Origin of the sequence: Streptomyces sp. NK15101, from assembly GCF_020400725.1 — a bacterium.
GTDB lineage: Bacteria > Actinomycetota > Actinomycetes > Streptomycetales > Streptomycetaceae > Streptomyces.
Genome location: NZ_JAINVG010000070.1, coordinates 1 through 18,798, shown reverse-complemented (window position 1 = coordinate 18,798; position 18,798 = coordinate 1). Strand labels below are relative to the sequence as shown.

The window sequence follows — 18,798 nt, the reverse complement described above, 5'->3', positions numbered from 1 at the left end:
TGCGGTGATGCGGTGATCGGTGACGCTGCTCGTGCGGTGATCGGTGATGCGGTGATGCGGTGATGCGGTGATGCGGTGATGCCGGATCGTGCGGTGGTACGTGCTTCGGCGTGCGGCGTGCCGCTGCCGAAGACAGTGGTGGGGCGGGCGGGGCCCGTCGGGTCAGGCCGGTGAGAAGACGTGATCGCTGATGAGGCGGGCCGCGCCGATCACTCCGGCGGTGGGGCCCAACTCGCCCAGCACGATGGGGAGGTTGCCGGTCGCGAGCGGCAGCGACTGACGGTAGACCTGGGTGCGGATGCTGGCCAGCAGGGTGTGGCCGAGCCCGGTGACGCCGCCGCCGATGACGACGAGCCCCGGGTTGAAGAAGCTGACGAGCCCGGCGATGACCTGGCCCAGCCGCTGTCCGCCCTCGCGGATCAGTTCCAGGGCCACGGTGTCGCCCGCCGCCGCGGCCGCCGAGACGTCCTCGGCGGTCAGCTCCCCGGCCGCCTCCAGCCGCGCGGCGAGCTGCGCCGACCGGCCCGAGCGCGCCGCGTCCTCCGCGTCGCGGGCCAGCGCCGCACCGCTGAAGTGCGCTTCCAGGCAGCCCAGGTTGCCGCAGGCGCAGGCCCGTCCGTCCGGCTGGACCTGGATGTGTCCGATGTCGCCGGCGCTGCCCGTCGTGCCGCGGTAGACCTGGCCGCCGATCACGATGCCGCAGCCGATGCCGGTACCGATCTTGACGCAGAGGTAGTCGCCGACGGAGCGGGCGACGCCCGCGTGCTGCTCCCCCATCGCCATGAGGTTCACGTCGTTGTCGACCATCACCGGGCAACCGAGGTCCTGGCTGAGGGCCTCGCGGACGGGGAAGCCGTCCCAGCCGGGCATGATCGGCGGTGCGACGGGCACGCCCTCGGGGAAGCGGACGGGACCGGGCACGCCGATGCCCGCGCCGTCGAAACCCTCCGCGACCCCCGACGCCTTCAGCTTGTCCGCCATGGCGAGCACCCGTTCGAAGACGGCGACGGGTCCTTCGCGGACGTCCACGGGCTGGTTCAGGTGCCCCAGGACCTCCAGCTCGGCGTTGGTGACGGCGACGTCGATCGAGGTGGCCCCGATGTCGACCCCGAGGAAGCGCAGCGCCGGGGCGAGCCGGAGGTTGTGCGAGCGGCGTCCGCCGCGCGAGGCGGCGAGCCCGTCCGCGACCACCAGCCCCGTCTCCAGCAGCCGGTCCACCTCGACCGCCAGCTTGGAACGGGACAGGTCCACCAGATCGCCCAGCTGCGCACGGGAGTTGGGCCCTCCGTCGCGCAACAGGCGCAGCAGCCGCGCCTGGTGCACGTTCGCGGGTCGAGCAGTCATCCGTCTCACGAATCCCTCCCCTCCCCCGCCTCCGGCTGGGGGCCGAATGCCTGTCCGCGGCTGCCGATCCGTCGGGCTTTCGAGAGGAACGTAGCAGTGCTCCGCCGACCTGGGAACTACTTGAGCAGGAAACAGGTACGACTTCTTCCACTCCCGGGACAAAGAGCCGCCTCCACGGAGACGAGGGACGGGCCCCCGGCCCATGACCGCCGGGGCCCGCCCATGACCGCCGGGCCCGGTCGAGGCCGCCCGGGCCCGGTCGAGGCCCGCCGGGGTCCCAGGGAGCGACCAGGGCAAACGCGGACCATTCGATAAGGTCACCCTCATGCACGACACCCCCCACGACCCGTACGTCCGCGTCCGAGACGCCCGCGAGCACAACCTCGCCGGGGTCGACGTCGACATCCCGCGCGACGCGCTCGTCGTGTTCACCGGGGTCTCCGGCTCCGGCAAGTCGTCGCTGGCCTTCGGGACGATCTACGCCGAGGCGCAGCGCCGCTACTTCGAGTCGGTGGCCCCTTACGCCCGGAGGCTGATCCACCAGGTGGGGGCGCCCGCGGTCGGCGAGATCACCGGGCTGCCGCCGGCGGTCTCCCTGGAGCAGCGCCGGTCCTCGCCGAACGCGCGGTCCTCCGTCGGTACGGTGACCACCCTCTCCAACTCCCTGAGGATGCTGTTCTCCCGGGCCGGCCGCTATCCGGAGGGCGCCGAACGGCTCGACTCCGACTCCTTCTCCCCCAACACGGCGGCGGGCGCGTGTCCTTCGTGTCACGGCCTCGGGCTGATCCACGACACCAACGAGGAACTCCTGGTGCCGGACCCGAGTCTGTCGATCCGTCAGGGGGCGATCGCCGCCTGGCCGGGCGCCTGGCAGGGGAAGAACCTGCGGGACGTGCTCGACACCCTCGGCCACGACGTCGACCGGCCGTGGCGGGAGCTGGACGCCGAGGACCGGGAGTGGATCCTCTTCACGGACGAGCAGCCGGTCGTCACGGTGCACCCGGTGCGGGAGGCGGACCGTATCCAGCGCCCCTACCGGGGCACGTACATGAGCGCCCGCCGCTACGTCCTGCGTACCTTCTCCGACTCGAAGAGCCCGTCCCTGCGCGCGAAGGCGGAGCGTTTCCTCACCAGTGCGCCCTGCCCGGCGTGCGGTGGCGGCCGGCTGCGGCCGGAGGCCCTCGCGGTCACCTTCGCCGGCCGGAACGTCGCCGAGCTCGCCGCGCTGCCCCTGACGGCCCTGTCCTGCCTCCTCTCGACGGCGGCGACGGCGGAGGGCGCCTCGGAGACCGCGCGCGTCCTCACCGAGGACCTCGTCGCCCGGATCGGCACGGTCACCGAACTCGGCCTCGGCTACCTCAGTCTGGACCGCGCCACGCCCACCCTGTCCAACGGCGAGCTCCAGCGGCTGCGGCTCGCCACGCAGCTGCGCTCGGGCCTCTTCGGCGTGGTGTACGTCCTCGACGAGCCCTCCGCCGGGCTGCACCCGGCCGACACCGAGGCCCTGCTCGTGGTCCTCGACCGGCTCAAGGCCGCCGGGAACTCGGTCTTCGTCGTCGAACACCACCTCAACGTCGTACGCCACGCCGACTGGCTGGTGGACGTCGGCCCGCGCGCCGGAGTGCACGGCGGGCGGGTGCTGTACAGCGGTCCGCCGGAGTACCTGGCCGGCGTCGAGGCGTCCGCGACCCGGCGGTTCCTCTTCGACCGGGCTCCCGCGCCCGCACGGACGGTACGGGAACCGGCGGGCTGGCTGCGGCCGGGGCCGGTCACCCGGCACAACCTGCGGGCGGTGGACACGGCCTTCCCCACCGGCGTCCTCACCGCCGTCACCGGCGTCTCGGGCTCGGGGAAGTCCACCCTGGTCGACGCCCTCACGGAGGAGGTGGAGGGGGTGGGGCGCCTTGTGACGGTGGACCAGCGTCCGATCGGCCGGACCCCGCGCTCCAACCTCGCCACGTACACGGGACTGTTCGACGTCGTGCGCAAGCTCTTCACCGAGACCGAGGAGGCCAGGGCGCGCGGGTACAAGGCGGGCCGCTTCTCCTTCAACGTGCCCGGCGGCCGCTGCGAGACCTGCCAGGGCGAGGGCTTCGTCTCGGTGGAACTCCTCTTCCTGCCCAGTACGTACGCGCCCTGCCCCGACTGCCACGGCGCCCGCTACAACCCCGAGACCCTCCAGGTGCGGCTGCGCGGCCTCACCGTCGCCGAGGTCCTCGACCTGACCGTCGAGTCCGCCGCCGCCTTCTTCGACGACACCCCCGCCGCCGCCCGCAGCCTGCGGACCCTCCTCGACGTGGGCCTCGGCTATCTGCGGCTCGGGCAGCCGGCCACGGAGCTCTCCGGCGGGGAGGCGCAGCGCATCAAGCTCGCCTCCGAGCTCCAGCGGCCGCACCGGTCCCCCACCCTGTACGTGCTCGACGAGCCGACGACCGGTCTGCACCCGGCGGACGTCGAGGTCCTGATGCGCCAGCTGCACGGCCTCGTGGACGCCGGGCACTCGGTGATCGTCGTCGAGCACGACATGGACGTCGTCGCCACCGCCGACTGGGTCGTCGACCTCGGCCCGGGCGGTGGCGACCAGGGCGGCCGTGTGGTGGCGGCGGGTCCCCCGGACCTGGTGGCGCGGGCGGCGGACAGCCGCACCGCGCCGTACCTGGCCCGGGCCCTCTCCGGACGGGCCTGAGGAGTCCCCGCGCGCGGGCCGGGCCCGTGGACGTCGCCCCTCGGCCCCTGTGGAACAGTGGCGGTCCCGAGGAAAGGCGACACACGATGACGGACGGCGAGTACGACGACGCCCGGGTACTCGACGACCCGGTGGGCGAGTCGCTGCGCGGCCACCACTCGGATCTGGGACGCCGGCGCGGTCGTGCCGCGGCCTACCTGCCGGAGGTCGCGACCTTCTCTGCGGTGCCCGCTGACGCGGACGCGGCGGACTGGGCCGACCTCGCCCGGCTCCTCGGCCGGGACGCCTTCGCCGACATGTTCAGCTGCGCGGCGGTCCCGCCGCCGGACTGGGAGCCGGTCTTCGTCCTCGAAGGCCGGCAGATGGTCCGGCCCGCCGGTGCCCGGCCCGGGGCGGCCCGTCTCGCGACCGGTGCCGAGGTGGTCGAACTCGGTGCGGCCGACGTGCCCGAGATGCTCGACCTGACCGCGCGCACGCAGCCGGGACCGTTCTGGCCGCGCACCCGCGAACTCGGCACCTACCTCGGAATCCGCGCGGGCGGCAGGCTGGTGGCCATGGCGGGCGAGCGGCTCCGGCCCCCGGGCTGGACCGAGCTCAGCGCCGTCTGCACGGCCCCCGAGGCGCGCGGGCGGGGGTACGCGGCCCACCTCGTGGGCGCGCTCGTCACCCGCGTCCTGGCCCGGCACGAACGCCCCTTCCTGCACGTGGCCGAGAAGAACACCGCTGCGATCGCGCTCTACGAACGGCTCGGCTTCACCACCCGGAAGCAGGTGACCTTCCGCGGCTTCCGCACCCCGTGACGGCGCCGGGACGCGCCCGGCCCCGCGTCGGCGGCGGCGTGTCCGTCCGGGCGCGCGGGGATCAGCGGCGGGCGGCGCGGTGGCCCGCCACCACGTCGGCGACGGCCGCGGCGAGCGCGGCCCCGACGAAGGCGAGCGAGACGAGGAGGCCGTGGTCGTAGGCGGTGGCCCAGCCGTCCTGGGCGACCTGGCCGAAGAAGACCGAGCCGACGGCGGCGATGCCGATCGCCGAGCCGACCCGCTGGCCGGTCTGCAGGGTGCCTCCGGCACTGCCCGCGCGGCGCACCGGAACCTCGGAGAGGGTGAGGGTCTGGTTCGGGGAGATCACCAGGCCGCTGCCGATCCCCGCGAGGAGCAGCGGAGCGAGCATCGCCCAGCCCGCGCCCCGGCCGGGCACCTGGTGCACCGCGAACGCCGTCCCGGCGAGGCCGATCGCCACCATCACCAGGCCGAGGACCACGAGCGGCCTGCCCAAGCGGTCCACGAGCCGGCCGCCGACCCCGGCCGAGACCGCCGAGCCCAGGGCGAAGGGGGTGAGGGTGAGTCCGGCCTGGAGCGCGGTGTAGTGCAGTCCGTTCTGCAGGTAGAGCGTGCTGACGAAGAAGATCGAGGTGAATCCCGCGAAGTAGAGCAGGATCAGCAGCGAGCCGAGCCAGTAGGACCGGACGCGGAAGAGCTCCAGGTCGATGAGGGGCTCGGTGCCCGACCGCGCACAGCGGCGCTCCCAGCCCACGAAGGCCGCGAGCAGCGCGGCTGCGACGAGGACGAGCGGGTACTTCCCGTTCCCGGCCCACTGCCGGGACTGGACGAAGGGCAGCAGCAGGGCGAGGACGGCGGCGCCGAGGAGCACCACGCCGACCGGGTCGAGGCTGCCGAGCCGCACCGGCTTGGCGTCCGGCGTGTCGGGCAGCAGCCGCCGGGCGAGGAACAGGCACACGATCCCGATCGGGAGGTTGACGTAGAAGACCCAGCGCCAGCCCTCCTCGGCTCCCGCCCCCTGGATCAGCAGCCCGCCGAGGAGGGGGCCGACGGCGGTGGAGATGCCGACGACGGTGCCGAACACTCCGAAGGCCCTGCCGCGCTCGGCCCCCTGGAACATCTGCTGGATGAGCGCGGAGATCTGCGGTGAGACGAGGCCTCCGGCCGCCCCCTGCACCAGCCGTGAGATCACCAGCCAGAGGCTCGACTGCGCCGCTCCGCAGGAGGCCGAGGCGAGCGTGAAGAGCGCGAGGCCGACGAGGAAGACGCTGCGCCGGCCGCGCGCGTCGCCGAGCCGTCCGGCCGGGACGAGGAAGAGGCCGAAGGCGAGCGCGTACCCGGAGAGCACCCATTGGAGGTCCGACTCGGAGGCGTCGAGTCCGGAGCGGATGGAGGGCAGCGCGACGTTCACGATCGACACGTCGAGGAGGGTCATGAAGCCCGCCACGAGGCAGACGCCGAGCGCCTTCCACCGGTTCGGGCCCGGTTCCTCCCACTGCCGGCGCGGGGCCTGCGCCGACTCTTGCCGGGTCACGTGTTCTCCTCGTTCCCTCGGGTACGGCCCGGTGGACGGCGCGCGACACGGACCGTGTGCGCCTCCCGGCCTGCGAAGGCCCGGGTACCCGGCGCGCACGTCCCGGATTCCTCCTTTCCGCGCAGATCATCCTTTGTTGTCGGCAAATGCTCTACGCCCGGACCCTCCCCGGGTGCCCGCGCGGGCACCCGGGGAGGGTCCGGAGCCCGTCAGGCCGCCGTGTCGAAGGTGTAGTGGGCCGTGTGGTCCAGCATGTCCGCGGGGGTCACGTCGTTCCACGGGCGCATGGTGTCGTGGAGGTCCACGACGTTCCGGGTGCCCGCGGACGGCAGGTACGCCGAGCGGGGGTGGCGGGCCTGCCAGTCGGCCCACAGCTTGTCGACGAAGGCGTGGTGCAGCCAGAAGACGGGGTCGTTGGGGGAGACGCCGGTGGCCATCTGGCCGCCGACCCAGACGTGGACGCGGTTGTGGAGGTTCACTCCGCGCCAGCCCTCCAGGTGGTTGCGGAAGGCGTCGGAGGCGCTGTTCCAGGGGGCGGTGTCGTAGGTCTCCATGGCGAGGACGGAGTCCACCTCGGCACGGGTGGGGAGCTGCCGGCCGGCCGCGCCGAGGTCGCGCCGGAGGTAGTCGCGTCCGTCGACGCGGACGTTGACGGGCCAGCGGCCGCCCGTCCGTGCGAAGGGGCCGTCCGTGACCTGGCCGTCGCGGGCGCGGCCGGTGCCGCCGAGGAAGTCGGGCGCCCACAGCGAGGAGCGGGAGGTGCGGTCGGCGGTCCAGTCCCAGTAGGGCAGGGCGACGGTCGCGTCGACGGACCTGAGGGCCTCCTCGAACTCGATGAGGAAGCGCCGGTGCCAGGGCAGGAAGGACGGCGAGCGGTGGCCGACGCGGTCGCCGTCGTCGGTGTCGCTCATGATGAAGGCGTTGTGCGTGGTGACGAAGGCGTCGTACCGCCCGGAGCGCTTGAGCTCCAGGAGGGCGGCGGTGAAGCGCCGCTTCTCGTCGGCGGTGAGGGTGGCCTGGTTCTTGCGTACGGTCATGGTGGTGCCGCTCCTGGATCGGTCAGCCGAGGGTGAGGGGTACGAGCGGGGCGCCCTGGAGTTCCCGGACGGCCGCGCGGGCCAGCGCCCTGGGCGTGGCGACGGGCTCGTAGTGGTTGATCACGCTGATCCAGGTGCCGTCGGCGTTCCGCATGACGTGCAGTTCCTGACCGTCGATGGTGACGGAGTAGCCGCCTCCGTGGTGTCCCCCGTGGTGGCCGCCGTGCGCGGGCCCGCCCTGGATGCGGCGGCCCCGGTAGACCTCGTCGAAGGAGGCCGGGTCGGAGTCGGCCGCCGGGGCGGCCGCGCGGGGAGCCGAGGCCGCGGCCGGGCCCGCCTGGGCGAGGACCGTGACGGCGCCCGCGGCGCCTGCCGCGACGCCGAGGGCCCGGCGGCGGGTGATGCTGGACATGAGAAACCCCCAGTAGGTCTGTGCGACCGGGGGTTTGGTCATATGCCCCCGGCAGGACCCATCAGTACCCGGGGGTGTCGGCGCGGCGGAAATCACCCGTCGGCGGTTGGCCGTGAAGTGGTCAACTTGCCACTGGAAGTGCAATTTTGAACGGATTCGATCTTGCTGTCCCGGCGCACGGAAGCGCCCCGGAGCGAAGATCTTGCGGAGAAGATGATCATTCCGTGAATGATCTTTCGCACCGGGGCGCCGCGTGTGGCGGGGCCCACTCCCTCGGATTGTCCGGATCCGGCCTCAGCCCCGGCCGGCCTTCCTCCGCGCCCGCAGCCACTCCCTGTTCATCGCCGCGATCGACGGGAGCGGGATGCCCTTCGGGCAGGCCGTCGCGCATTCGCCCGTCAGGGTGCAGCCGCCGAAGCCCTCCGCGTCCATCTGGGCCACCATGTCGAGGACCCGGGTCTCGCGTTCCGGGGAGCCCTGGGGCAGGACGTTCAGGTGGTTGACCTTGGCGGAGGTGAAGAGCATCGCCGAGCCGTTCGGGCAGGCCGCCACGCACGCGCCGCAGCCGATGCACTCGGCGTGTTCGAAGGCGGAGTCCGCGTCGGCCTTCGGGACCGGGGTGGCATGGGCTTCGGGGGCCGAGCCCGTCGGGGCCGTGATGTAGCCGCCGGCCTGGATGACGCGGTCGAAGGCGGAGCGGTCCACCACCAGGTCCTTGACCACCGGGAAGGCGGAGGCGCGCCAGGGTTCGACGTCGATGGTGTCGCCGTCGCGGAAGGCGCGCATGTGGAGCTGGCAGGTCGTGGTGCGCTCCGGTCCGTGCGCGTCGCCGTTGATGACGAGGCTGCACGCGCCGCAGATGCCCTCGCGGCAGTCGTGGTCGAAGGCCACGGGGTCCTCGCCGCGCAGGATGAGGTCCTCGTTGAGGGTGTCGAGCATCTCGAGGAAGGACATGTCGGGTGAGACGCCGTCCACCGCGTAGGTGACCATGGCCCCCTCGGCGTCGCCGTTCTTCTGGCGCCAGACGCGCAGGTCGATCCTCATGCGTAGCTCCGCTGGGTGGGGTGGACGTGTTCGAAGGCGAGGTCCTCCTTGTGGAGGACGGGTGGGCGGTCCTGCCCGGTGAACTCCCAGGCCGCCGCGTACGCGAACTCCTCGTCGCGGCGCGCGGCCTCGCCGTCCGGGGTCTGGGACTCCTCGCGGAAGTGGCCGCCGCAGGACTCGGCGCGGTGGAGCGCGTCGAGACACATGAGCTCGGCGAGCTCCAGGTAGTCGACGATCCGGTTGGCCTTCTCCAGGGACTGGTTGAACTCCTCGCCGGTGCCGGGGACCTTGACGCGGCGCCAGAACTCCTCGCGGATCTCGGGGATGCGGCGCAGGGCCCTGCTCAGGCCCTCCTCGGTGCGGGACATGCCGCAGTACTCCCACATGAGTTCGCCGAGTTCGCGGTGGAAGGAGTCGGGGGTGCGGTCGCCGTCGACGGAGAGGAGGAGGTTCAGACGGTCCTCGGTCTCGGCGAGGAGGTCGCGGACCACCGGGTGGTCGTCGGTGACGGGCTCGCTCGACGGGTGGCGGGCGAGGTAGTCGTTGATGGTGGCCGGCAGGACGAAGTAGCCGTCGGCGAGGCCCTGCATGAGGGCGGAGGCGCCGAGCCGGTTGGCCCCGTGGTCGGAGAAGTTGGCCTCGCCGATGGCGAAGAGGCCGGGGACCGTGGTCTGGAGGTCGTAGTCGACCCAGAGTCCGCCCATCGTGTAGTGGACGGCGGGGTAGATCCGCATGGGGACCTCGTACGGGTTCTCGGCGGTGATCCGCTCGTACATGTCGAAGAGGTTGCCGTACTTCTCCTCGACGGCCTTGCGGCCCATCCGCCGGATCGCATCGGCGAAGTCCAGGTAGACCCCTTGTCCTCCGGGGCCGACGCCCCGCCCCTCGTCGCAGACGTTCTTCGCGGCGCGGGAGGCGATGTCGCGGGGGACGAGGTTGCCGAAGGAGGGGTAGATGCGCTCCAGGTAGTAGTCGCGCTCGTCCTCGGGGATGTCGGCGGCCGGACGCGTGTCGCCCTGCGCCTTGGGCACCCAGATGCGGCCGTCGTTGCGCAGCGACTCGCTCATCAGGGTCAGCTTGGACTGGTGGTCGCCGGTGCGCGGGATGCAGGTGGGGTGGATCTGGGTGAAGCAGGGGTTGGCGAAGTACGCCCCGCGCCGGTGCGCCCGCCAGACGGCGGTGGCGTTGGAGTTCATGGCGTTCGTCGACAGGTAGAAGACGTTGCCGTAGCCGCCGCTGGCGAGGACGACCGCGTCGGCGTGGTGGGTGGAGATCCGTCCGGTGATCAGGTCGCGGGCGACGATGCCGCGGGCCCGCCCGTCGACGACGATCAGGTCGAGCATCTCCGTACGGGCGTGCATCTCGACGTTTCCGGCGGCGATCTGCCGGGACAGCGCCTGGTAGGCGCCGAGGAGGAGCTGCTGTCCGGTCTGGCCGCGGGCGTAGAAGGTGCGGGAGACCTGGACGCCGCCGAAGGAGCGGGTGTCGAGGAGTCCGCCGTACTCGCGGGCGAAGGGGACGCCCTGGGCGACGCACTGGTCGATGATCTCGACGGAGATCTGGGCGAGGCGGTGGACGTTGGACTCGCGGGCCCGGAAGTCGCCGCCCTTGACGGTGTCGTAGAAGAGCCGGTGCACGGAGTCGCCGTCGTTGCGGTAGTTCTTCGCGGCGTTGATGCCGCCCTGGGCGGCGATGGAGTGGGCGCGGCGCGGGGAGTCCTGGAAGCAGAACTGGACGACCTGGTAGCCCTGTTCGGCGAGGGTGGCACCGGCGGAGCCGCCGGCGAGGCCGGTGCCGACGACGATGATCCGGTGCTTGCGGCGGTTGGCGGGGTTGACCAGCTTCGCCTCGAAGCGGCGGGTGTCCCAGCGGTCGGCGATGGGGCCGGCGGGGGCCTTGGTGTCGGCGATCGGGGCGCCCACGGTGTAGTCGGGGGAGGTCATTCAGCTCACCACTCCGGTCATGACGGCGACGGGGACGGAGACGAAGCCCGCGGTCAGGACGAGCGCGAGGGCGTTGGCCGAGAACTTCAGGACGCGTTCGCGGCGGGCGTTGCCGACGCCCAGGGTCTGGGCGGCGCTCCAGAAGCCGTGGCGGACGTGGAGGCCGAGGGCGAGCATGGCGAGGATGTAGACGACGTCGCCGTACCAGGTGGAGAAGGTGTCGACGACGTTCTGGTAGGGCTTGCCCTCCTCGAAGCCGCCGGGGTGGGCGGTGCCGGTGGTCAGGTCGAGGAGGTGCCAGACGACGAAGAGGCCGAGGATGATCCCGCCCCAGCGCATGGTGCGGGTGGCGTAGGAGGCGCGCCTGCGGCGGTGGACGTACGCGGTGGGGCGGGCCCTCAGGTCGCGCCGGCTGAGCTGGTACGCGGAGACCGCGTGGGCGACGACGGCGGCGACGAGCACGATCCGGACGAGCCAGAGGGCCCACTCGCGGTGCAGGACCGGGGCGCCCATGACGCGCAGCCAGTGGCCGTAGGCGTTGAACTCCTCGGGGCCGAAGAAGACCTTGAGGTTGCCGGCGACGTGGGCGACGAGGTAGCCGAGCATGATCAGCCCGCTGACGGCCATGACCGTCTTCTTGCCGAGGGTCGACGACCAGAAGCCACGGGTCGGGGTCGGTGCGGGGGACGGCGGGCGGGCGGCCGTCCGCTCCCTCGTGGGTGCCAGAGCCATGTTCTCGACGCTAGGGCCGAAGGACCCGAGAGGTCCAAGACATGGTCCGGCTCATCTCGATAGGCTGTACCTATTCGGTTCCCCTAGGCTGGGAGCATGCAGTTCCAGCAGCTCCTCTACTTCGTCGCCGTCGCCGAGACCCGTCACTTCACCCGCGCCGCCGAGCGCGTCCACGTCTCCCAGCCCTCGCTCTCCCAGCAGATCAAGGCCCTGGAGCAGGAGCTGGGCGCGGAACTGTTCAGCCGCGCCCGGGGGAACATCGCCCTCACCGACGCGGGCGAGGCCCTGCTGCCGCTCGCGCGGCGGATCCTCGCCGACACCGAGACGGCCCGCCTGGAGGTGCAGGAGCTGGCCCAGCTCAAGCGGGGCCGGGTGCGGCTCGGCGCGACGCCGAGCCTGTGCACGGGGCTCCTCCCGGACGTGCTGCGGGCCTTCCACGGCCTGCACCCGGGGATCGAGCTCCTCATCGAGGAGGGCGGCTCGCACGACCTCGTACGCGAGCTGGCGCGCGGGGCGCTCGACCTGGCCCTCGTGGTGCTGCCGCTGCCCTCCCCCTCGCCCGCCCTGACGACGGTCGAGCTGCTGACGGAGGACCTGGTCGTGGTCTCCGCCGTCTCGGAGCCGCCTCCGCGGCGGCCCGTGCGGATCAAGGACCTGCGGGACCAGCCGCTCGTGATGTTCCGGCACGGCTACGACCTGCGGGAGCTGACCGTGGCGGCCTGCCGGGCGGAGGGCTTCGAGCCCTCGTTCACCGTCGAGGGCGGGGAGCTGGACGCCGTGCTCGGTTTCGTACGGGCCGGACTGGGGCTCGCGGTCGTGCCTGCGATGGTCGCGGCGCGCGCGGGCCGCGACCTGCGGGTGACGGCCCTGGCCCGGCCGGGCCTGCGCCGCACCATCGCACTGGCGCACCGGAGCGACGTGGCCCCGCCGAGGGCGGCCCGCGAGCTCCAGAAGCTGCTCATGGCCTCCCGTCGCGGCACGTGACGCGGCCCGCGGTCACCGCCGCGGGGTGCGGACGAGGGCGACGGCCTCGTCCGTGCGGCCCGCTCCGCAGACGCGGAGGACCTCGGCGAGACCGGGGTGGTCCGCGTCGAGGAGCGCGGCCGCGGCCAGGATGTCCACGGCGCTCGCGCGGCTGGTGAGCAGGTCGCGCAGACGCAGGGCGAAGCTCAGGTCCGGGTCGGGTCCGGCCCCGGCACCGGGCCCAGCTCCGGCTCCGGCTCCGGCTCCGGCTCCGGCTCCGGCCGGGCGGTTCTCACTCGCCGGACGCGGTGGGGGCGCGACCGCGCCCATCGAGTCCTGGCCGGGTGTCCTGCTGGCGCGGATCTCCGCGAGGGCCCGGGGGGCGTCCCCTGCCGGCACGGTGCCGGCGCGCACCTCCTGGGCGAGGTGGAGGACGGCGGAGAGGCGGGCCGCCGCGTCGGGGTTGGCGATGCGGGCGCGCTGGCCCCGCATGACGAGGCTGAGCATGGCGGGCGAGATCCCCAGGGTCTCCGCGAGCCCGGACTGGGTCATTCCGAAGCGGTCGCACAGCTCCCGGCACAACTCGCCGAGCGGGGCTCCGTACCACTGGCGCTGGAGCTCCTGATTGCGGGCGATGGCGGTCGCGTCCATGAGAGGACGCTAGGCCTCCGAATTGACACTTGTCAAAGAGAGTTTTCATGTGTCAATCTCCCCGTCGGAAGGCACGACCTCACCCACCCTCACTGATGGGACGTCACCATGCCCTGGAAGCGCACCACTTCGCTCGTCGCCGTCGCCGCCCTCTCCGTCCTCGGGCTGACCGCCTGCGGGTCCGACGGCACCGACGCCAAGGGCGCCCCCTCCGCCACCGCCACCACACAGGCGCCGGCCGACGGCGGCACCGACTCACCCACCTCCGAGGCGCCCGCCACCGGCGGCGTGAAGAAGCCGGACGACCTGCCCGCGGGCCTGCCGCTGCCCTCCGGAGAGCTGACCAGCGTCACGGGCAGCAAGGGCGCCTACGTCCTGACCTTCACCACCCAGGACCCCCGGGCCGTCCTCGCCGACTACCGCAAGGCCCTGGAAGGCGCCCAGTACACGGTGGTGGACATCGCCGGCGTCTTCACCGCCACCTCGGACAAGACCTCCGTCTCGGTCGCCACCAGCGCCGACACCGTCGTCCTGACGCTGGCCACCCTCTGACCCACCGCGCCTCGGAGGTACTCTGCGGCGCATGGAGGCAGGGGGGACGCTGGCCGGGCGGTACCGGCTCGTGGCGCCGGTGGCGCGCGGAGCCCAGGGTGCGGTCTGGCGTGCCGTCGACACGCGCGACGGCACGGACGTGGCCGTGAAGGTGTCCGGGAGCGCGGATCTGGAGTCGTTGCTGCGGCTCGTCTGCGAGCAGTCGGTGCGCCTCGGCCACCCGCACGTCCTGGCCCCCGTCGACTGGTTCGTCCGGGACGGCGAGGCCTGGCTGGTGCTGCCGCTCGTGCGCGGCGGCACCCTCGCCGGACTCCTCGCCGACTACGGGGAACTCCCGCCGCCAGTGGTCCTACTGATCGCCCATCAGCTCATGGACGCCTTGACCGCCGTCCACGCGGCGGGGCTCGTGCACCGCGACGTGAAGCCGTCCAACCTGCTGCTCGCGGCGAGCGGCACGGGCCGCCCTCACCTGTACCTGAGCGACTTCGGAGTCGCCCGGGTGCTGCCCCATCTGCGGCTCACCTCGACGGCGTTCGCCGTGGGCACCCCGGACTACCTGGCCCCGGAGGTCCGGGCCGGATCGGGGGGCGGTCCCGCGCAGGACGTCTACGCGGCGGGTCTCGTGCTCCGCGAACTCGGGGCGCCCGCCGCCCTCGTGGCCGCGATGACCGCCGACGCCCCCGGGGACCGGCCCACGACTCGCGAGGCCCGGGACGAACTGGCCCGCCACCGGACGGCCCGGGGGGCCGAGCGGTGGCCCGTCCTGTGGGACGGCGAACCCTTCCTGGTGCCGGACCAGTTCGCGGACGAGCCGGCGGCCGCGGCGGAGCCGCCACGCCACGCCCCTCCGGCACGCCATGCCCCTCCGGCACCCACCGCGGCATCGTCCACGACGGCGGAGCGCCGCCGGAGGCGCGTGGTCCTCGGGGCGGCCGTCCTGGGGGCCGTGGCCCTCACCGCCGCCGCGATGACCGCGCTGTCCTCGCTCACCTCGGACACCGGGTCCGGAGGCACTCCGGACGGCGCCTCACCGACCCCGGTCCGCACGGTTCCGGCCGGGGCCGAGGCGGGGCCGCCGGACCCCGCCGGGCCCGCCGTGTTCGCCCCCTGCTCCGCGGAGGAGGCGCTCGCGGCCTCCTTCAGCCCCGAGGGATACCTCCTGATCTGCGACCAGGTCCCGGCCACCGCACGGTACGAGTGGACCCCACAGCTCTCCGAGGAGGACTGAGGTCCACCGGGCCGGGGCTCAGACCGCGTCCGCCAGGAGCAGGGAATGGATGCGGTCCGGGGCGCCGGGGCGGGCGTAGTACCAGCCCTGGGCCGTGTCGCAGCCGAGGTCCCGGAGCTGCCGCGCCTGCGCCCCCGTCTCCACGCCCTCGACGGTGACGGCGAGCTCCAGGCTGTGGGCGAGCGAGACGATCCCCTCGACGATCTTGAGGTCGACCGGGTCCACCGGGTGCTGCTGCATCCCCCGGGTGAAGGAGCGGTCGAGCTTCAGGACGCTCACCGGCAGCCGCCGCAGGTTGGCGAGGTTCGAGTAGCCGGTGCCGAAGTCGTCGAGGGCGATGTCCACGCCCATCTCGGCGAGCTGCCGCAGCGGCTTCAGCAGGTCCTCGTCGGCGCCGATGAGGGCCGACTCGGTGACCTCCAGGCAGAGCGCGCCCGGTTCGAGGCCGGAGCGCTCCAGGACGTCGACCGTGTCGGCGACCAGGCGCGGGTGGTGGAGCTGCGTCGGGGAGAGGTTGACGTTGATGCGCAGCGGGCCGCCGTCGGAGTGCCGGGCCTGCCAGAAGCGGGCCTGGCGCACGGCCTCCTGGAGCACCCAGCGGCCGAGCGGCACGATGAGGCCGGTGTCCTCGGCGAGCGGGATGAACCGGTCGGGGCCGAGCACCCCGTGCTGCGGGTGGCACCACCGGACGAGGGCCTCCGCGCCGTGCACGCTGCCGTCGTCGAGGTGGACGAGCGGCTGGTACTCGATGAAGAACTCGCCGCGTTCCAGGGCGGTCGGCAGGGCGGTGGTGAGCCCGTGCCGGGTGATGGCGCGGGCGTCGGCCTCCGGGTCGGCGACCTCGAAGCGGTTGCCGCCCGCCGACTTGGCCCGGTACATGGTGATGTCGGCGCTGCGGAGCACCTCGGCCGCGGTCCGTTCCCCCGCCGGGCCCTCGACGACGCCGAGGCTGCCGCGCACGGTGAGTTCGCGGCCGTCGATGCGGAGGGGGGCGGCGAGGGCGGCGAGGATGCGGTCGGCCAGTTCGGTGACGTCCCGCCGGCCGGCGGCGCCGGTGGTGAGGGCGACGAACTCGTCGCCGCCGAGCCGGGCCACCATCTCGCCCGCCCCGGTGACGCAGCTCTGCAGCCGGTCGGCGACCTCGACGAGCAGCCGGTCGCCGGTGGAGTGGCCGAGGCTGTCGTTGATGACCTTGAAGCCGTCGAGGTCGAGGTAGCAGAGGCCGAAGCGGGCGTTCTCTCCGGAGGTGAGCGCCTTCTCCAGGCGTTCGAAGAACAGGGTCCGGTTGGGCAGCCCGGTGAGCGCGTCGTGGGTGGCCTCGTACCGCAGGCGCAGATGGAGCAGGCGCCGTTCGGTGGTGTCCTCCATGAGGGCCAGCTGGTACTGGGGGCGGCCCTCGGCGTCCCGGAGGAGCGAGACGGTGAGGTTGGTCCAGAGAACCGTTCCGTCACCCCGGTAGTACGGCTTCTCCACGCGGTAGTGCTCGCGTTCGCCGCGGACCAGCTCCTCGTACAGCTTCCAGACGTGCGGCCCGTCCTCCGGGTGGACCCACTCGCTGACGTTCCGGCTGCGCACCTGGCCCTCCATCCCGCCGAACATGCGGGTGAGGGTCTCGTTGACCTCCAGGACGTTGCCGTCGAGGTCGGCGATGCCGATGCCGATGGCCGCCCCGTCGAAGACCGCGCGGAAGCGGCTCTCGGTGGCGTGCAGGGCGATCTCGGCGGCGCTGCGGGCGGCGAGCGCGGAGCGGGCGATGGCCTCCTGTTCGGTGAGGGTCCGCTCGCGCAGGGCCCCCGCGTAGCCGGCGGCCATGGCGTGCTGGAGGCGGGCGCAGCGGGCGCGCAGTTCCTCGGCCGGCAGGTCCGACTCCGCACCGCAGTAGAGCACCAGGTACGAGTCGACGACGCCGAGGCTGCGGCCGAGCGCGTCCGGGTCGGTGCAGTGGGCGGCGACGAGGGCCGCGCCGGTGCGCTGGGCCGGTGCCGTGTCGAAGGGCCGGGCGTGCAGGGCGTCGCACAGGGTGCGGGCCAGCGGCAGCAGGTGCCCCTCGAACTCGGTGCGGGTCAGCGAGGTGGCGGTCACCGGGAAGATCGCCCTGCTCCAGATGGTGACGAACCGCCTGAGTCTGTCCTCCGGGCCGTCGGCTTCGGCGACGGCGCCGGACGGCTGCGACGGGACCTTCACGCCTTGCGCCCCACCCCTGCGAACCCGGAGAAGGCGTAGGGATCCTCCTCCTCGGCCGGGCCGTCCGGCCGCCACAGCGGCATGGGGACGAGTCCGGGCTCGACCAGTTCGGTGCCCTCGAAGAAGCGGATGATCTCGCCGCCGGACCGCATCACCAGGGGGTTGCGGATGTCGCGGTAGATCCCGACGGTGCCGCCGGCCTGTTCCTCGGGGAGCGGGATGCCCTCGTACGAGGCGTGGGTGAGGATGACGAGGCTGCCGGGGGCGAGGGCCTCGATCAGCTCGGCGACGGCCTGGTAGGGCTCGTCCTCGTCCTCCAGGAAGTGCAGGACGGCGACGAGGAGCAGGGCCACGGGCCGGTCCAGGTCGAGGAGCCGGGTCACCTCGGGGCTGGAGAGGATGTCGGCGGGCTTGCGCAGGTCGGCGGAGACGACGGCCGCGGTGTCGTCGCCCTCCAGGACGGCGCGACTGTGGGCCACGGCGACCGGGTCGTGGTCGACGTAGACGACCCGGGCCGCGGGGTCGGCGGCGCGGGCGACCTCGTGCACGTTGCCGAAGGTGGGTATGCCGGAGCCGATGTCGAGGAACTGGGTGACGTCGTTGTCAACGGCATGGCGGACGGCGCGCCGCATGAAGGCACGGTTCGCCTGCATGATCTTGGGGAGGCCAGGCATGAACTCCATGGCCTTGCGCGCCGCTTCCCGGTCCACCTCGAAATTGTGCGAGCCGCCCAGATAGAAGTCGTACATACGGGACACGCTCGGCACCGAAATGTCGATGCCGGGCGGGGCCCAGGCGGGACGCTCCATCAATGTCTCCAACAAGTCGCCATGGGGGGTGCGGCCATGTGTTCGCGGCCGGTGTTCGAGGTGAGGCTACTGATCGCCCGCCAAGAGAGCGAGTAGAAACGGAAATTCGCGGTCCGTTCTTGGTCACACGCCATTGGCACGTGCTCCTGGAACGCAGACTTCACGCCTTCGGACTGTGCAAATTCACGTGCATATGATCGTGCGTCGGTTCCCGGAAGACTGCCGTCCGCGGCCGACGGGGTCCCAGGCCCCCTCCGTACCTCGGCTGTTGCCGTTCTCGGGGCCCGGTCGCCGGTGCAGGATGCCCTGTTGGGCGGTCCGTCCGACAGGGCGACAACCGGACAGTTCTCCCCCGGGAGGCCTGAACGAGCGGTGCCGGCCACCCGTCCGCAATCATCACGACCGCCAATACCGGGCATTGCGCCGAATCCGTCACCGACATCCGGCGAAACGTCAAGCCCTCACATCCGGAGATCCCCTCCATCTGGCGAATCCCGCGCGATTCCGCCCCGGCGCGCCCCGTCTGTGATCAAGCTCGACGGCGTGTCTCTGTACGGATCACTCCTCGCGCGGCCGCTGGCGGCCCTCGGTCTCGTGTGGCTGCTCACCACACCGGTGCCCGCCGCCGCCGACGCCTGCGCCTACGCCTCGACCGATTCGGGCGGTTCGCAGATCGCGGTGGCGATCGCCGGCGGCCACCACGACGGCGACGACCAGGGAAACGGTGGCGGGAAGGGCCACGGGAAGGGCAAGGGCCACGAGCACCACGGCAACGGCAAGGGCAAGGGCCACGGGCACCACCACCACCCGAAGCCCTGCCACCCCGAGCCGCCCCCGCCGTGCCCCCCGCCCCCCCCCCCCCCCCCGCCCCCCCCCCCCCCCCCCCCGCCCCCCCCCGCG

General features: G+C 72.9%; 16 protein-coding genes. 5 read left to right on the top strand and 11 right to left on the bottom strand.

Features of this window, described 5'->3' with window-relative positions:
* Positions 1–162: 162 nt before the first annotated feature.
* Complete coding sequence (locus tag K7G60_RS28940; RefSeq protein WP_225803915.1) at positions 163–1,344, bottom strand: ROK family transcriptional regulator; 1,182 nt, start codon at positions 1,342–1,344, stop codon at positions 163–165.
* Between the two features lie 325 nt (positions 1,345–1,669).
* Here K7G60_RS28940 and K7G60_RS28935 point away from each other — a divergent pair, with 325 nt between their 5' ends.
* Positions 1,670–4,030, top strand: a complete 2,361-nt coding sequence (locus tag K7G60_RS28935; RefSeq protein ID WP_225803914.1) for an excinuclease ABC subunit UvrA — start codon at positions 1,670–1,672, stop codon at positions 4,028–4,030.
* An 86-nt stretch (positions 4,031–4,116) separates the two neighbouring features.
* Positions 4,117–4,830 carry a GNAT family N-acetyltransferase gene (locus K7G60_RS28930; protein ID WP_225803913.1) on the top strand — a complete coding sequence of 238 codons (714 nt, stop codon included), beginning with the start codon at positions 4,117–4,119 and terminating at the stop codon, positions 4,828–4,830.
* 61 nt (positions 4,831–4,891) lie between these two features.
* Here K7G60_RS28930 and K7G60_RS28925 read toward each other — a convergent pair whose 3' ends face one another.
* From K7G60_RS28925 to K7G60_RS28900, 6 genes are all read right to left on the bottom strand, one after another.
* Entirely contained in the window at positions 4,892–6,343 is a 1,452-nt protein-coding gene (locus K7G60_RS28925; RefSeq protein WP_225803912.1) for an MFS transporter, read from the bottom strand.
* A 209-nt stretch (positions 6,344–6,552) separates the two neighbouring features.
* On the bottom strand, positions 6,553–7,380 hold the full coding sequence (locus tag K7G60_RS28920) for a tyrosinase family protein (RefSeq protein ID WP_225803911.1): 828 nt from the start codon (positions 7,378–7,380) through the stop codon (positions 6,553–6,555).
* A gap of 22 nt (positions 7,381–7,402) precedes the next feature.
* Positions 7,403–7,792, bottom strand: coding sequence for a tyrosinase cofactor (locus K7G60_RS28915; protein WP_225803910.1), 390 nt, complete (start codon positions 7,790–7,792; stop codon positions 7,403–7,405).
* Positions 7,793–8,086: 294 nt separating this feature from the next.
* Positions 8,087–8,836, bottom strand: coding sequence for a succinate dehydrogenase/fumarate reductase iron-sulfur subunit (locus K7G60_RS28910; protein ID WP_225803909.1), 750 nt, complete (start codon positions 8,834–8,836; stop codon positions 8,087–8,089).
* Complete coding sequence (locus K7G60_RS28905) at positions 8,833–10,779, bottom strand: fumarate reductase/succinate dehydrogenase flavoprotein subunit (RefSeq protein WP_225803908.1); 1,947 nt, start codon at positions 10,777–10,779, stop codon at positions 8,833–8,835. Before K7G60_RS28905 ends, K7G60_RS28910 begins: the two co-directional genes overlap by 4 nt.
* Complete coding sequence (locus tag K7G60_RS28900) at positions 10,780–11,511, bottom strand: succinate dehydrogenase (protein WP_225803907.1); 732 nt, start codon at positions 11,509–11,511, stop codon at positions 10,780–10,782.
* A gap of 96 nt (positions 11,512–11,607) precedes the next feature.
* Here K7G60_RS28900 and K7G60_RS28895 point away from each other — a divergent pair, with 96 nt between their 5' ends.
* On the top strand, positions 11,608–12,495 hold the full coding sequence (locus tag K7G60_RS28895) for a LysR family transcriptional regulator (protein WP_225803906.1): 888 nt from the start codon (positions 11,608–11,610) through the stop codon (positions 12,493–12,495).
* Between the two features lie 12 nt (positions 12,496–12,507).
* On the opposite strand, the gene K7G60_RS28890 is transcribed toward K7G60_RS28895, so the two are convergent.
* A complete protein-coding gene (locus tag K7G60_RS28890; RefSeq protein WP_225803905.1) occupies positions 12,508–13,125 on the bottom strand; it encodes a helix-turn-helix transcriptional regulator in 618 nt (205 codons plus the stop codon).
* 108 nt (positions 13,126–13,233) lie between these two features.
* Between K7G60_RS28890 and K7G60_RS28885 the strand changes: the two genes are divergently transcribed.
* Together K7G60_RS28885 and K7G60_RS28880 are read left to right on the top strand one after the other, a co-directional pair.
* On the top strand, positions 13,234–13,677 hold the full coding sequence (locus K7G60_RS28885; RefSeq protein WP_225803904.1) for a hypothetical protein: 444 nt from the start codon (positions 13,234–13,236) through the stop codon (positions 13,675–13,677).
* Positions 13,678–13,708: 31 nt separating this feature from the next.
* Positions 13,709–14,905: a serine/threonine-protein kinase gene (locus K7G60_RS28880; RefSeq protein WP_225803903.1), complete on the top strand. Its 1,197-nt coding sequence runs from the start codon at positions 13,709–13,711 to the stop codon at positions 14,903–14,905.
* A gap of 18 nt (positions 14,906–14,923) precedes the next feature.
* Here the strand turns inward: K7G60_RS28880 and K7G60_RS28875 are convergent, their stop codons facing one another.
* From K7G60_RS28875 to K7G60_RS28865, 3 genes are all read right to left on the bottom strand, one after another.
* Positions 14,924–17,089 (bottom strand): EAL domain-containing protein, encoded by a 2,166-nt coding sequence (locus K7G60_RS28875; protein WP_225803902.1) that lies wholly within the window; start codon positions 17,087–17,089, stop codon positions 14,924–14,926.
* Positions 17,086–17,898, bottom strand: coding sequence for an SAM-dependent methyltransferase (locus K7G60_RS28870; protein WP_225803901.1), 813 nt, complete (start codon positions 17,896–17,898; stop codon positions 17,086–17,088). Before K7G60_RS28870 ends, K7G60_RS28875 begins: the two co-directional genes overlap by 4 nt.
* A 558-nt stretch (positions 17,899–18,456) precedes the next feature.
* A complete protein-coding gene (locus K7G60_RS28865; RefSeq protein ID WP_225803900.1) occupies positions 18,457–18,690 on the bottom strand; it encodes a hypothetical protein in 234 nt (77 codons plus the stop codon).
* Between the last annotated feature and the right edge of the window lie 108 nt (positions 18,691–18,798).